At 41.0% G+C, this 15296-nt stretch carries 10 protein-coding genes and 1 pseudogene; 4 read left to right on the top strand and 7 right to left on the bottom strand.

The window, feature by feature from the left end:
- Position 1: 1 nt before the first annotated feature.
- The 4 genes and pseudogenes from glgB to I872_RS02385 form a co-directional block, all read right to left on the bottom strand.
- On the bottom strand, positions 2 to 1915 hold the full coding sequence (glgB, locus tag I872_RS02400; RefSeq protein ID WP_015604565.1) for a 1,4-alpha-glucan branching protein GlgB: 1914 nt from the start codon (positions 1913 to 1915) through the stop codon (positions 2 to 4).
- Between the two features lie 387 nt (positions 1916 to 2302).
- A pseudogene (locus I872_RS02395) lies at positions 2303 to 3726 on the bottom strand (NADP-dependent glyceraldehyde-3-phosphate dehydrogenase).
- Positions 3727 to 4111: 385 nt separating this feature from the next.
- On the bottom strand, positions 4112 to 5845 hold the full coding sequence (ptsP, locus tag I872_RS02390; protein ID WP_015604562.1) for a phosphoenolpyruvate--protein phosphotransferase: 1734 nt from the start codon (positions 5843 to 5845) through the stop codon (positions 4112 to 4114).
- Position 5846: 1 nt separating this feature from the next.
- The gene (locus I872_RS02385; RefSeq protein ID WP_002929889.1) at positions 5847 to 6110 is read right to left on the bottom strand and encodes a phosphocarrier protein HPr; all 264 of its coding nucleotides are present in this window, start codon (positions 6108 to 6110) and stop codon (positions 5847 to 5849) included.
- A 446-nt stretch (positions 6111 to 6556) separates the two neighbouring features.
- Here I872_RS02385 and nrdH point away from each other — a divergent pair, with 446 nt between their 5' ends.
- The 4 genes from nrdH (at position 6557) to nrdF (ending at position 10872) form a co-directional block, all read left to right on the top strand.
- Positions 6557 to 6775 (top strand): glutaredoxin-like protein NrdH, encoded by a 219-nt coding sequence (gene nrdH / locus I872_RS02380; RefSeq protein WP_015604561.1) that lies wholly within the window; start codon positions 6557 to 6559, stop codon positions 6773 to 6775.
- A gap of 94 nt (positions 6776 to 6869) precedes the next feature.
- Positions 6870 to 9029, top strand: coding sequence for a class 1b ribonucleoside-diphosphate reductase subunit alpha (gene nrdE / locus I872_RS02375; RefSeq protein WP_015604560.1), 2160 nt, complete (start codon positions 6870 to 6872; stop codon positions 9027 to 9029).
- Entirely contained in the window at positions 9029 to 9883 is an 855-nt protein-coding gene (locus tag I872_RS02370; RefSeq protein ID WP_419757189.1) for a DUF4238 domain-containing protein, read from the top strand. The genes nrdE and I872_RS02370 overlap by 1 nt, the downstream gene beginning before the upstream one ends.
- Positions 9884 to 9906: 23 nt before the next feature.
- A complete protein-coding gene (nrdF, locus tag I872_RS02365) occupies positions 9907 to 10872 on the top strand; it encodes a class 1b ribonucleoside-diphosphate reductase subunit beta (RefSeq protein WP_015604557.1) in 966 nt (321 codons plus the stop codon).
- A 52-nt stretch (positions 10873 to 10924) separates the two neighbouring features.
- Here the strand turns inward: nrdF and I872_RS02360 are convergent, their stop codons facing one another.
- The 3 genes from I872_RS02360 to I872_RS02350 all read right to left on the bottom strand — a co-directional run bounded on the left by I872_RS02360 (position 10925) and on the right by I872_RS02350 (position 15295).
- Entirely contained in the window at positions 10925 to 11923 is a 999-nt protein-coding gene (locus I872_RS02360; RefSeq protein WP_015604556.1) for a PhoH family protein, read from the bottom strand.
- A 90-nt stretch (positions 11924 to 12013) separates the two neighbouring features.
- A complete protein-coding gene (locus tag I872_RS02355; RefSeq protein WP_005589581.1) occupies positions 12014 to 12229 on the bottom strand; it encodes a YozE family protein in 216 nt (71 codons plus the stop codon).
- Between the two features lie 21 nt (positions 12230 to 12250).
- Positions 12251 to 15295, bottom strand: a complete 3045-nt coding sequence (locus tag I872_RS02350; protein WP_015604555.1) for a type I restriction endonuclease subunit R — start codon at positions 15293 to 15295, stop codon at positions 12251 to 12253.
- Between the last annotated feature and the right edge of the window lies 1 nt (position 15296).

Genomic DNA, 15296 nt, shown 5'->3' with positions numbered 1-15296 from the left:
CCTACTCCTTTGTGGAATCTTTTTTAGCATTTTTACGAACATTCACACGACGCTTGATTTTCCAAATACTTGCTCCCAAAGCTGGTAGCGTAAAGGTCAAGGTCTGCGGATAATCTTTCCATAGTCCCTCTTGAGACTGAACTGTTTCGTTGTGTTCTTTCCAAACACCTCCCCATTTCTCTAATTCAGTATTCCATACTTCTTCATAAACGGCTGCCACTGGCACACCAATTGTAAAGTTTTTGCGCTCTACTGGCACCATATTGAACACACAGACTAGCATATCCCCTTTTTCCGTCTTACGGATAAAAGAAAGGACGCTCTGATCGGTATTGTCGGCATCAATGATTTCGATGCCATCATAGCTCAAATCAATCTCCCAAAGCGGACGATTGTCTTTATAGAAGGCATTGAGCTCAGAAGTGAAGGTTTGCATCTTCTTATTCATATGATCGTCCAGATTTGACCATTCCAACTGCTCTTCTGACTTCCACTCTAGGAATTGACCAAATTCTGAACCCATAAAGAGCAATTTCTTGCCTGGATGGCAGATTTGATAGGTCAAGAGGTTTCGTAGACCAGCAAATTGATTATAGCGGTCACCCCACATCTTATGCATCATGCTCTTCTTACCGTGAACGACTTCGTCGTGAGAGAAAGGCAAGAGGAAATTTTCAGAAAATGAATACATGAAGCTGAAAGTCACCAGATTGAAATCGTACTTGCGGTAAATCGGGTCTTCTTCGTAGAAACGGAGAATATCGTTCATCCAACCCATATTCCACTTGAAGTCAAAGCCCAAACCGCCCATCTCTATCATACCCGTAATCTTGGTTTCGGACGAGCTCTCTTCAGCAATCATCATGACATCTGGATGAAATAGCTTGATGACTGTGTTCAAACGTTGCAAGAAATAGTAGCCTTCATAGTTACGATTACCGCCGTCCTTGTTTGGCTGCCAAGGACCACTATCGTAGTCTAGATAGAGCATATTGCTAACCGCATCCACACGAACCCCATCTAGATGGTAGAAATCAATCCAGAACTTGATGCTAGAAATCAAGAAGGATTGCACTTCATTTTTTCCTAGGTCAAAATTCAAGGCACCCCAGCCATAGTTGTGAGCTCGGTCATGATCCTGGTACTCAAAGGTTGGTGTTCCATCATAGTAGGCCAAGGCATCGTCATTGATGGTAAAGTGACCTGGAACCCAGTCCACAATGACACCAATATTATTCAAGTGACATTCCTCGACAAAATCCTGAAATTCCTCTGGCGTTCCATAAGTATGCTCAAAGGCAAAATAACCCATGAGCTGGTAGCCCCAGCTGAGTCCCAAAGGATGCGCCATGAGTGGCATGAACTCAACGTGTGTATAGTTCATTTCTACCAGATAAGGAATCAATTCCTCCTTAAGCTGAGCCATAGAATAGGGACTGCCGTCAGGATTACGTTTCCAAGATCCAGCATGCACTTCATAGATATTGACCGGTCTTGAGAAAAAGCCCCAACGCTTTCTCCGAGCTAGCCAAAGTCCATCTTGCCACTTCTTCTCTGGAATAGTCCGAACAATAGCTCCCGTACCTGGGCGCTCTTCGAAATAGATAGCCAGCGGATCAATTTTCAAGATTTCCTGACCGCTACTGCGTTTGATATTGTACTTGTAAATATCCCCTTCCTTAGGTAAATCCGTGAAGACTTCCCAGACACCGCCTTCATTGCGAGTCATAGGAATCTGATCTCCATACCAGTTGGTAAAATCTCCAATCAGATGCACATTCTGCGCATTTGGAGCCCAGACTCTAAAGGTGTAGCCAGCTTTGCCATCCACCACATCCTGATGCACTCCTAAATAATGCTGCAAATGAAAGTTTTCACCTGTTGTAAAGGTTCTTAATGCTTCTTTTTTGTCCATTCAATCACCTTCCTATTTGTAAGCGTTTTCTATGTTTCTATTTTACCTCATTTTCTTATATTTTTCAAGTAAATTTCCAAAAACAGTCTCAAAAATTTCAAAGCCCAATTTCTTCAAAAGAATGAGTTGCTATATCAACGTTTTTGTGGAAAATATCTGATAAAATACTGATTTCAAAGAGTTTGAGGCTAATATCTATACCTAGAAATCAATCCCTGTACTAGGATTCCTAAAATAATTTATCTAGACCAATATGTAAATTTACATTTTAAATTGGTAAGTAATCAAAAATATAAATACTTATTTCTTTTCAAATTGTTCGATCACATGTTAGATTTGCAAGTGCATTATGGTAAGAAAAAAGGCCGCACAAAGCCGCCTTTCTCATTATTTCACATCAAACACGATGGATTTCACTTGTGTCATGGCTTCGATACTGTAACGAATCCCTTGCACTCCAGCTCCAGACCCTTTAACACCAAGGAATGGGAAGTTATCTGGACCACGTTGGGTCTTATTATTGATATGTACAGTACCCACTTCCAGTTTTTCAGCAATTTCAAATGCTTTCGGAAAATCATTTGTAAAGACTGAAGATTGAAGACCAAATTCTGACTGATTACAGATCTGGATAGCCTCTTCAAGGGAAGTCACACGAATAATCGGAAGAACAGGACCAAATGGCTCTTCCCAAGCTACTTTCATATCCAGTGTCACATGGTCAAACAAGGCAGGCCAGATGAGATTTGCTTCACGTTTGATTTCTGTCAAGGCTGACGCTCCCTTTTCCTGAGCGTCTTCAATCAACCCCCAGATGAAATCTGCTGATGCATGATCAATGACTGGTGTGATATCCGCATTATCAAAGGGATCACCAACCGTCAGTTTCTCTACCTCTGCCTGAAGCAACGCTGCCAATTTATCTGCTACGCTCTCCATGACAATGACACGTTTAATGGCCGTACAGCGCTGGCCGGAATAACTGTATGCCCCGCCAACAATCTGCTTAGCTGCATGCTCCAAGTCAGCATCTTCCAGCACGACTGCAGCATCCTTACCACCCAATTCAAGCATAATTGGACGCATACCAGCCAACTTACCGATGCGCTCACCGATTGGAGTGGAGCCAGTAAAGTTAATGTAGTTTACTTCCTTATGCTCAATGATGTAGTCTCCGATTTCTGAACCACGACCAGTAATGGTATTGAAAACACCAGCAGGCAGACCTGCCTCAGCAAAAGCCTGAGCCAAGAGCAAACCAGAGATTGAACCTTGAGTAGGTGGCTTAAACATCACGACATTTCCACCGATAAGGGCAGGAGCAATTTTAGAAGCAGACAGATTAACTGGGTAGTTAAATGGCGCAATAGCCAATACAACTCCTACAGGCTCACGGCGGACTACAGCTAGTTTTTCTTGCTGGCAGCTTCAAAACCCCCGCCTTCCATAACCTGACCGTGAATACGAATCCCCTCTTCAGCTGCATAGCGAATCAAGTCTGCTGTTCGGACTACCTCTCCAACTGCCGCTTTGATGCCCTTAGCAACTTCTTTTGCCAGAATTTCGCCGATCTTCTCCTGATCACGCTCCAAAATATCCGCAGCCTTATGCAAATAAGCCGCACGTTCAACCGCTGAAAGAGCGCGCCAAGCTGGCAAAGCCGCACGAGCGCTCGCCATCGCATCGTCTACCTCTGCCTGTGTCATGGCAGGAACAGTTCCTAAAGCCTCATTGTTAATAGGAGATGAGATGGTAATTTCATTTTCAGAAACGCGCCACTCACCATTTATATAATTCTTATATTGCTTCACGTGTCCCCTCCAAAATCTTATTAAGTATCATTTTACCAAATTTTCTGAAAATTTCAAGTCAATTTCGTAAATTTAAAGAAAATTTTCACAAGTTGGATAAATGATCTTAATTTGTCCATATTTTCTCTGTATATCTGCCCTTTTCCCGAATTCCTACTTCCTAAACTGGCTTCCCTAGGACACCGCAGCAAACTAAAAGAGGCTGGGACAAAAGTCCTAGCCTCTCAATTGTCTTTGGATTGTCGAGCAAGACGCAGTGGTTGAGTGGGCTCTACTACCCTGATTTCATCAGCTTTTACAGCCCTACTCAACTGTGCGGAGGTGGGACGACGAAATTGAATTCTAACGAATTACCGATTTCTGTCCCGCTCTCTATTTTTTCAGATTAATCGAAGTCAAGATATTCTTTTTCAAGTTCAAGAACTTCTTCCATTGTCGCACACTCAGTCAAAGCGCGTTGTGCAAGTTCTTGCATCTTCACTGTATCCAATTTCTTCATGAGACTACGAGTCCGAAGGACAGATGTTGCACTCATAGAGAACTCATCCAAGCCCATACCGACAAGGAGTGGCACAGCTGTTTGGTCACCGGCCATTTCTCCACACATACCTGCCCACTTGCCTTCAGCGTGAGCTGCCTTGATAACATTGTTGATCAAGCGAAGGATAGATGGGTTGTAAGGTTGATAGAGGTATGAAACTTGTTCGTTCATACGGTCAGCTGCCATTGTGTATTGGATCAAGTCGTTAGTACCGATAGAGAAGAAGTCAACTTCTTTAGCAAATTGATCCGCCAACATCGCTGCCGCTGGAATTTCAATCATGATACCCACTTGGATATTGTCAGCTACAGCAACTCCTTCAGCTTGCAATTTAGCTTTTTCTTCTTCGTAAACTGCCTTAGCCTTGCGGAATTCTGTCAGAAGAGCAACCATCGGGAACATGATACGCAATTGTCCATGTACAGAAGCACGCAAGAGAGCGCGGATCTGTGTACGGAACATAGCGTCACCAGTTTCAGAGATAGAGATACGCAATGCACGGAATCCAAGGAATGGATTCATTTCGTGCGGCATATCGAAGTACGGAAGTTCCTTATCTCCACCGATGTCCATTGTACGGACAACCACTGGCTTACCGTTCATACCTTCCAAGACAGCCTTGTAAGCTTCGTATTGCTCATCTTCTGTTGGGAAGTCTTGTGAATCCATGTAAAGGAATTCTGTACGGTAAAGACCTACAGCTTCCGCACCATTTGCATTGACACCTTCAACGTCTTTTGGTGTACCGATATTAGCAGCGAGTTCAAAGTGTTTGCCATCAGCAGTCACTGTTTGAGCATCTTTCAAGAGAGCCCATTCAGCTTTTTGTTTAGCATAAGCTTCACCAGCTGCCTTGAATTCTGCTGCTTGCTCTTCAGTTGGGTTGATGATTACTTCACCAGTGATACCATTTGCTGCAATGATATCGCCATCTTTAACGAGTTCAGTGATATTATTTGTTCCCAATACCGCTGCGATTTCAAGCGTACGCGCCATGATCGCAGAGTGGCTTGTACGTCCACCAATATTAGTTACAAAAGCTTTAACAAATTTCTTGTCTAATTGAGCTGTATCAGAAGGAGTCAAGTCATGTGCAATGACAACTGATTCTTCATTGATAGAAGCTGGATTTGGTAATTTCTTGCCCAAAAGGTTTGCCAAAACGCGCTTGGTAACGTCACGAATATCTGCCGCACGTTCTTGCATGTATGGATTGTCTTCCATACCTTCAAAAATAGCGATAAACATGTCTGTAACTTCTTTCAGACCAGCTTCCGCATTTACTTTCTTAGTACGGATAGTTTCTTTGATTTGACCAACCATTTCAGGGTCAGCGAGTACCATTAAGTGAGCGTCAAATACTTGAGCCGCTTCCTCACCAAGGCTATCTACTGCTTTCTCACGGATAACAGAAAGCTCGTTCTGTGAAGCTTCAAGAGCTGCATCCAAACGAGCCTCTTCTGCATTCGTATCATCGACTGAAACAGTCTCAAATGACAAATCCGGTTGAACTAATAGATATGCCTTAGCAACAGCAACACCATCAGATGCTGCAATTCCTTTAAGCATTTCTGTCATATTAAGCCAATCCTTCTTTTTCCATTGTTTCTGAGATAGCTGCAATTGCGTCGTCTGCATCTGCACCTTCAGCTGAGATAACTACGTCTGCACCTTGACCAACACCAAGGCTCATAACGCCCATGATTGATTTAAGGTTTACTGATTTACCTTTGTATTCAAGTGTGATATCTGAAGCAAATTTGCTAGCAGTTTGCACCAACAAAGTTGCTGGACGCGCGTGAATACCTGTTTCTGCCACAATGTGGAAATCTTTAGAAGCCATAGTTAGACTCTCCTTTAAATAAAAATAATTCTTTTTGAGTTATTGTGATAACCCTTACAAATTGGTATTATATCACTTTTTGAAATCTTTTTCAAGAATTTTATGGCTCGCTTACAAAATATTTCGTTAGACTTTGAAAATAAATTCGGTCTTGATATAGTAGACTAAAGCTATATTTCGCCATCTTTTTCTTAAAGTTTTTGAAGGCTGTCTTCTCTTATCAAGTTACTATTAGTCTATCTTTCATCAGCACAAGTAAGCGTTATCAGCACTTGTAGTTCTTCCCTTCACTACAACTTTTTATACACTATATATTGTATCTTACTAGCATCTATAAGAAAACGTCATACAATATTTAGTTCAAAACTGTTGACATCGTATTCGCTTTTAGATATACTAGTTTCATATTAAAATTTAAGAAAATGAAAGTATAGAGGAATCATGTAATGGTGACTATTTACTCCAAAAACGATTGCGTCCAATGCAAAATGACCAAGCGTTTTCTTGATACCAACCATGTGGAATATCGCGAAATCAACCTTGATGAGCAACCAGAATACATTGACCATGTCAAAAGCCTTGGTTTCAATGCAGCGCCTGTTATCCAAACGCCAACTGAAGCATTCTCTGGTTTCCAACCTGGCAAACTTAAAAAATTATCATAATCTCGTCAGTATTTAGAGCTTTATTGCCGCTCCTATCATTCGTAGGAGCCCTTTATATTGTTAAAGCAAAAACCATTTTAGAAAAAGGAAAATTATGGGACTCAAACACTTAGAAGATGTGACTTACTTCCGTCTAAATAACGAAATCAATCGTCCAGTCAATGGGCAAATTATGCTTCACAAAGACAAAGAAGCCTTGGATGCCTTCTTTAAAGAAAATGTTGAACCAAACACAATGAAGTTTGCTTCTATTACCGAAAAAATTCAGTATTTAATTGAAGAAAACTACTTGGAAAAAGAATTTATCCAGCTCTATTCTCCTGAATATATTGAAGAGTTAGCTGCATTTATCCATGCTCAAGATTTCAAGTTCAAATCTTTCATGGCAGCCTACAAATTCTACAACCAGTATGCGCTGAAGACAAATGATGGTGAATACTATCTGGAAAGCATGGAAGATCGGGTACTCTTCAACGCCCTCTACTTTGCCAACGGAGACGAAGCTATTGCCAAGGATATTGCCAATGAAATCATCCACCAACGCTATCAACCAGCGACACCAAGCTTCCTCAACGCAGGTCGGGCTCGTCGTGGCGAATTGGTTTCCTGCTTCCTCATCCAAGTAACAGATGATATGAACTCTATTGGCCGCTCCATCAACTCTGCCCTGCAATTGTCTCGTATCGGAGGCGGGGTCGGTATTTCCCTCAGCAATCTGCGGGAAGCTGGCGCCCCTATCAAGGGTTATGAAGGAGCTGCGTCTGGTGTTGTGCCTGTTATGAAGCTCTTTGAAGACAGCTTCTCTTACTCAAACCAACTTGGTCAACGTCAAGGAGCAGGGGTCGTCTACCTCAACGTCTTCCACCCAGATATCATCGCTTTCCTTTCTACTAAAAAGGAAAATGCCGACGAAAAAGTTCGGGTTAAAACCCTCTCGCTCGGTGTTGTGATTCCGGATAAGTTCTACGAATTAGCGCGCAAAAATGAAGATATGTACCTCTTCAGTCCCTACTCAATCGAACGTGAATACGGCCTACCATTTGCCTATATCGACATCACTGAAAAATACGATGAGCTAGTCGCTAATCCAAATATCACTAAGACCAAGATCAAGGCCCGTGATTTGGAAACAGAAATTTCTAAACTCCAGCAAGAGTCTGGCTATCCTTATGTCGTAAACATTGATACGGCCAACCGTTCTAATCCAATCGATGGCAAAATCATCATGAGTAACCTTTGCTCTGAAATCCTGCAAGTTCAAGAGCCTAGCCTCTTGAATGATGCTCAAGAGTATCTCCACTTGGGAACAGATGTATCATGTAACTTGGGCTCTACCAACGTTGTCAACATGATGACTTCGCCTGACTTTGGAAAATCCATCCGGACTATGACACGCGCCCTGACCTTTGTCACTGACAGCTCACACATCACAGCTGTTCCTTCGATTGACCACGGTAACAGTCTGGCGCATACCTTTGGACTAGGAGCTATGGGACTGCACAGCTATTTGGCGCAGCAGTTGATCGACTATGGATCAGCAGAAGCTGTCGAGTTCACCAGCATCTACTTTATGCTCATGAACTACTGGACCTTGGTGGAGTCTAACAATATCGCTCGCGAGCGTGGCGTGACCTTCCATAACTTTGAAAGATCTGACTATGCCAACGGCACTTACTTTGACAAATACCTGACGGGTGAATTTGTACCTAAGTCTGACCGTGTGAAGGAACTTTTCAAAGATATCTTTATCCCAACCGCTACTGACTGGGCAGAACTTCGTGACAAGGTAAAAGCGGACGGCCTCTACCACCAAAACCGCCTAGCTGTTGCACCAAATGGCTCTATCAGCTACATCAATGACGTTTCTGCTTCAATTCACCCAATTACCCAGCGGATCGAAGAACGTCAGGAAAAGAAAATCGGTAAGATTTACTATCCTGCTGCTGGTCTGTCAACTGAGACTATCCCTTACTACACCAGTGCCTACGACATGGACATGCGAAAGGTAATTGATGTTTACGCCGCTGCAACTGAGCACGTGGACCAAGGACTTTCACTGACTCTCTTTATGCGCAGCGATATTCCTAAAGGCCTCTACGAGTGGAAAAAAGAAAGCAAGCAAACAACCCGTGACCTTTCTATCCTGCGTAACTACGCTTTCAACAAGGGAATCAAGTCCATCTACTACGTCCGCACCTTTACTGACGATGGTGGCGAAGTAGGCGCTAACCAATGTGAAAGCTGTGTGATCTGATTACTTATGGTTACAAAAAACAACATTATTATCCAAGAAGCTTACTTAAACATTTTGCTGATAATACAAGTAAGTTTCATGTTTATAATTGCATTGCTAATATGGAACAATATGTCCACTATGAAAGTATATGTTACAAGAGATATACCTACGAAGAAAAAAGCTCAGATGATCGTATTATTGTTGATAATATTCTTGAAAATAAGCTTAGTAGATTTGAAGGGGAGATTTCTGAAATAGTTGAACATATCGTATTATCAAGAAAACCATGTACCTTAAATCAAAGCGAAATTGAAACAATCTGGAAATATATGTTTCTCCAAGAAATCAGAACTGACTCTGGCAGAGTAAGGTTAGTATCTAATTTTATTAATCATTTCTCAGAATCTCGGGAGTTCCCAATTGAATTAGCTGAAATAAAGAACAATCTAGAAAATATAAATATTTTTAATAAAGTAATGAAAAAAGATAAAAATTTAGAGAGTTTTCTCAGTTTTTTTAAAAAGCCTAAACAAATGAATTTTCATATCTCTATTGGCAATGGCTTTCTAACTAGTGATAATCCAGTTGTTTCAACATTCGGACCTCCAAACATTCCAAATGGATTTCAAATCCTAATGCCTATTTCCCCCTATCTGTGTTTTGAATTCCAAAATAATGAAATGAATTGCTCTGATAATTTATGGGTGAAAATGACAAATGAGAAATTGTGCTATATTAATGAAGCCACTATTAATACTGCCAACTATTATATAATATCAAATAAGCCTTTTAATATTACACAACAAATGTATATTTATAATCGCTTTAAAAATATAAATTGGATACACAACTCTCGTCACTTTAAAAATTAAAAATTATTTCATAGGAGATTGTCATGCAAACTTACTACAAAGCCATTAACTGGAACGCTATCGAAGATGTTATCGATAAGTCCACTTGGGAAAAGCTGACGGAGCAATTCTGGCTCGATACTCGTATCCCTCTGTCAAATGACCTAGACGACTGGAGAAAACTTTCAAACAAAGAAAAAGACTTGGTAGGAAAAGTCTTTGGTGGGTTGACCCTTCTTGATACCATGCAATCTGAAACGGGTGTACAGGCTCTTCGCTCAGACATCCGTACACCACATGAGGAAGCTGTTTTCAATAACATCCAATTTATGGAATCTGTCCACGCAAAATCCTATTCTTCTATCTTTTCTACCTTGAATACCAAGGCTGAAATCGAAGAAATCTTTGAATGGACTAACACTAATCCCTACCTACAAAGAAAAGCTGAAATTATCAATGAAATCTACCTCAATGGTAGCCCACTTGAAAAGAAAGTAGCCAGCGTTTTCCTTGAAACCTTCCTCTTCTACTCTGGTTTCTTTACGCCACTCTACTATCTTGGCAATAACAAACTGGCCAACGTTGCGGAAATCATCAAACTGATCATCCGTGATGAATCTGTTCACGGAACTTACATTGGTTACAAATTCCAACTTGGTTTCAATGAATTGCCTGAAGAAGAGCAAGAAAAACTCAAAGAATGGATGTACGACCTGCTCTACACCCTCTACGAAAACGAAGAAGGCTATACAGAAAGCCTCTATGACGGTGTTGGTTGGACCGAAGAAGTCAAAACCTTCCTTCGTTACAATGCCAATAAAGCCCTCATGAACCTCGGACAAGATCCCCTTTTCCCAGATTCAGCGGATGATGTCAACCCTATCGTCATGAACGGAATCTCAACAGGAACATCCAACCACGACTTCTTCTCTCAAGTCGGAAATGGTTACCTTCTTGGTGAAGTGGAAGCTATGCAGGATGACGACTACAACTACGGTTTGACCAAATAATTTGCAGATACTAGAAAACGACTAACTTGCTCATCAAGTTAGTCGTTTTTTATCAGCTAGTGCTTTCGTCCTCAGCTATTTCACTATCCTCTTTCTTAGGAGCTGGCGGTTCATAGGCACGGATAATCTGCGCCACCACTGGATGGCGGACCACGTCCTTGGCTGAGAAATGTACAAAATCAATCTGGGAGATATTCTTCAATTTCTCCTGAGCATCAATGAGGCCCGACTTAACATTACGAGGCAAGTCAATCTGGCTGATATCTCCATTGACAATCATCTTGGACTGGAAGCCGAGACGTGTCAGAAACATCTTCATCTGCATGATGGTGGTATTTTGAGCTTCATCCAGAATGACAAAGGCATCATCCAGCGTCCGACCCCGCATATAGGCTAAAGGTGCAATCTCAATGATTTCTCGCTCCATCAGGCGCGTCGTCTGATCCTTGCCCAAAATCTGATACAAAGCATCATAGACCGGACGCAGATATGGATCCACCTTTTCCTTAAGATCACCAGGCAGAAAGCCCAGACTCTCACCAGCTTCTACCGCTGGTCTTGTCAGGATGATTCGCTTGACCTGCCCACGCTTGAGAGCTGTCACCGCTAAGGTCACCGCTAGAAAGGTCTTCCCTGTTCCGGCTGGCCCGATACCAAAGACGATATCGTGATTTTTAACACTGTCCACATAGATTTTCTGGCCAAGTGTCTTGACCCGAATTCGCTTGCCATAGCTGTCCTTGATAATCTCTTCTTCGTAAAGAGCTACAAACTTATCAATCTCGTCATTTTTGACCATGGTAATGGCTGTTACCACATCGGGCGTTCCGATAGTCATGCCACGATTGACCAAGACCAAGAGAGCCTGAATGACCTGGCGAGTCTCCTCACAGGCAGCCTCCGTGCCCAAAATCTGAACAATCTCGGTTCGGGCATGAATGGTAACCTGCAATTCCTGCTCCATCAGGCGCAGATGGCGTTCGTTAGAGCCAAAGAGATGAAAGGCATCATCTGGATGACCTAGTTTCAATTCTACTGAATGTTCCTGCAAACAAAGAACCTCTCTATTTTAATTTTTTGAATGAATTACATTTATTATATCAAAGCAAGCGGAAAATGACTATCCCCAGCCATTATCCACTCAATGGGCCTGATACTCTTCCCAAATCGCATCGAACTCGCCCAAGTTAAAGGAAAAATTTGCATGCTCCTCTAGAAAACGGCTGACCTCATCAAAATCATCCGTATGCTTGGGAAAGGCCGTATCCTGAAATGCCAAGTCCGCCAAAATAGCCTTTGGCTTATTACTTTTGGGATTACGCTCCGTCATCAGCCAGCTGTAAAAAGATTTTCTCATAGAGTCCTTTCTAAATTATAATTATATACCGCGGTAAATTTCTACTAATTTCTGAAGTTTAGCAAGTATTTGCTGCTTCTTCAACTCCCGGGCCCCCTTACGTCGAGAAGTTGGCGGAATAATATCATCTAGATCAGTCCCACCACTTTCCGCATATCCTTTTTGTATCGCTTTATCAATAAACAAACGATAGCCTTCCCCAAGATTTTCATCATTAGCTAGTTTTTGAATAGAATCTTCTTTTTCTTTTTTAGCATAAGTATAAAAAGAAACTAAGATAGATTCATTATTCTGTAATTGAGATAAATCCGTATAATTGATAAAATTCAATACCAAATCCTCCTTGGCACGGATATCAATACTAGAACGAATCACACGGCTAACTTCTGCTTTCATTACTTCTTTAGACTCAGAATTCTTCGATTTCTCAACAATCAGTGCCAGAATATAGTCTAGGTTAATCTCATCTGTTTTTAGTAATTCAATTTCAAATTCAACATCTGAAAGGTCAACCTCTAAATCTTTGGTCTTTTCATAGTTTTTAAGGTTCAAAAATTCATCTCGAATTTCCACATACGCACTTCTTAAATCCTGAAGATAACCTTCTGAAATAGGTTTGTCGATTTCTTGGAATTCGTCATAATTTCGAAGAACATTATCAAGTTTCAGTAATTCACCAAAGAGCTTAACAAACTCCTTTTTCTCATGCTCGGTTTTAATTTCTTGTGGATTTGGGAATTTCTCAAGAATTTCCTGACAGACTTCAGTATAGCCTTTGACCTTGATACCCGTTACTTGATCCACGAAACCATCCATGTATTCACTAAAGCTTTTTTCTAAGATGATTTCAAGTTTGTTGGTATCCCCAAAAGTTTTAATAGCTTCTTGCGTAGCCTTTTCTAAATCACGGAAACAAACGATATTCCCAAAAGGTTTCACCTTGTTAAAAATTCGATTGGTTCTCGAGAATGCCTGAATCAAACCATGATAACGTAGATTTTTGTCGACAAAGAGAGTATTCATAGTCGGAGCATCAAATCCCGTCAAGAACATTCCCACTACAATTAGAAGGTCCACTTCCTTGGACTTAACTCGTTTAGAAAGGTCACGATAGTAATTTTGGAACTCTTTTCCATCGGTTGAGAAGTTAGTCTTGAACATTCGATTATAGTCATCAATCGCTTTTTCCAGAAACTCTTTAGAAGATTGAGGCATTTGAGTAGTTTGCAGCTCTAACTCTTCATCTTGAATTTCCCCGTAAGCAGATTGTTCTTCGTTTGGTGCGAAGCTAAAGATGGTTGCAATTTTCAAGCGTCTAGTTTCTGGTAAAGTTGCTTGTTGTCGCTGGAGTTCGTCATAGTATAACTTAGCAGCTTCAATACTTTGTACCGCTAACATGGCATTAAATCCAGACATCTGCTTTTGTTTGTGGGTATAGTGTTGATTTCGATGCGTTTTGGTGTTATAAACTCGAAGCAGGTACTCTGTGATGGTTGCTATCCGTTCTGGATGCAAAAGAAGTTCCTTCTCCATCTTTTTTAGTTTCTTCTCATCAAGCTCTTGACCAACTGCTTTCTCTGCTTCTCTATACTTATTGATTTCAGGTTTGATATAGTTATAGTCAACCTTGAACTTCAAGACTTTTTTATCCCGAATAGCATCTGTAATAACATAGTTATGAAGTTGTTCTCCAAAAACTTCTTGTGTCGTTTCACCCGTTAAGCTATTTTCTGGGAAAATCGGTGTCCCTGTGAAGCCAAATAAAGCATACTGTTTAAAGGCCTTTTTGATGCGCTTCTGCGCCTTCCCAAACTGGGAACGATGACACTCGTCAAAAATCAAGACACATTTCTTACCATAGACTTCATGATTTGGATTTGCTGTGATAAACTTATTTAACTTTTGAATAGTTGTGACAATGATTCGATCATCATTTTCTTCGATACTTCGTTGGAGTTCTTTTGTATTATTACTACCATTGACTGAATTCGGTTGGAATTTTTGATATTCCTTCATGGTCTGATAGTCTAGGTCTTTTCTATCTACGACGAATATCACTTTGTCAATGTAGTCCAACTCTGTTGCCAAGCGTGCAGTCTTAAAGCTCGTCAAGGTTTTCCCCGACCCTGTCGTATGCCAGATATAGCCACAAGCATTAATTGAACCAAAACTCTTCATTTCATTGGAAGAATGAATCTTGCGCAAAATACTCTCAGTTGCTGCAATCTGATATGGGCGCATGATGAGCAATGTATTATCAGCATCAAAAACACAATACTTGGTCAAAACTTCCAAGAGCACACGCTTGCTCAAGAAAGTGACAGTAAAGTCTTCTAGGTCATGAATTGTTTTATTCTTGCGGTCTGCCCATTCACAGGTGAACTCATAATGATTTTTATTTTGAGCCGTTGTATTTGCAAAATAGCGTGTATAAGTCCCATTCGAAATCACAAAAATCTGCACATACTTATACAAAGAATTCTCACTATTAAAGCTTTCCTTACTATAACGGTGAACCTGATTAAAAGCTTCTTGCAGACTGACCCCACGTTTCTTCAATTCAATCTGAACTAGAGGAAGGCCGTTTACTAGGATGGTCACATCATAACGGTTGGTATGACTCCCCACCTGCGTCACTTGGTTGATAACCTGCATGCTGTTGTTGTGAATATTATTCTTATCAAGGATGAAAATATTCTTAATCCGTCCATCATCAAAGACAAAGTCATAGATATGGTTCTCTTGGATTTTTCGTGTTTTTTCAACTAGCCCTTCATTGGGACAGTCCAGATACTCGACCACAAAGCGTAGCCATTCATCTTCAGTAAAGGTCACTTTATTCAGTTTTTCAATTTGGAGCTTGGCGTTTGCTAAAAGCTCAGCAGGCGTATGGATATCTAAACGTTCGTAGTTAAGATGATGTACCAAATCAGAAATTAACTGATTTTCCAAGTCTGCCTCAGACTGATATTCTCTATCTGTGCGATACTCTGGTTGATACTCAGCCAAGAGAATCCCTTCATTTGTTTCTGCAATTACTTCATGCACTTTTGAATAATCAACCATA

The sequence above is a fragment of the Streptococcus cristatus AS 1.3089 genome (assembly GCF_000385925.1).
Classification (GTDB): Bacteria; Bacillota; Bacilli; order Lactobacillales; family Streptococcaceae; genus Streptococcus; species Streptococcus cristatus_B.
The sequence above is the reverse complement of the archived record's forward strand: the minus strand, read 5'-3'. Positions and strand labels throughout refer to the sequence as shown.

Coding starts and splice junctions, on each gene's coding strand:
- glgB (WP_015604565.1), bottom strand. CDS start 1,915: ATGGACAAAAAAGAAGCATTAAGAACCTTTACAACAGGTGAAAACTTT.
- ptsP (WP_015604562.1), bottom strand. CDS start 5,845: ATGACAGAAATGCTTAAAGGAATTGCAGCATCTGATGGTGTTGCTGTT.
- I872_RS02385 (WP_002929889.1), bottom strand. CDS start 6,110: ATGGCTTCTAAAGATTTCCACATTGTGGCAGAAACAGGTATTCACGCG.
- nrdH (WP_015604561.1), top strand. CDS start 6,557: ATGGTGACTATTTACTCCAAAAACGATTGCGTCCAATGCAAAATGACC.
- nrdE (WP_015604560.1), top strand. CDS start 6,870: ATGGGACTCAAACACTTAGAAGATGTGACTTACTTCCGTCTAAATAAC.
- nrdF (WP_015604557.1), top strand. CDS start 9,907: ATGCAAACTTACTACAAAGCCATTAACTGGAACGCTATCGAAGATGTT.
- I872_RS02355 (WP_005589581.1), bottom strand. CDS start 12,229: ATGAGAAAATCTTTTTACAGCTGGCTGATGACGGAGCGTAATCCCAAA.
- I872_RS02350 (WP_015604555.1), bottom strand. CDS start 15,295: ATGGTTGATTATTCAAAAGTGCATGAAGTAATTGCAGAAACAAATGAA.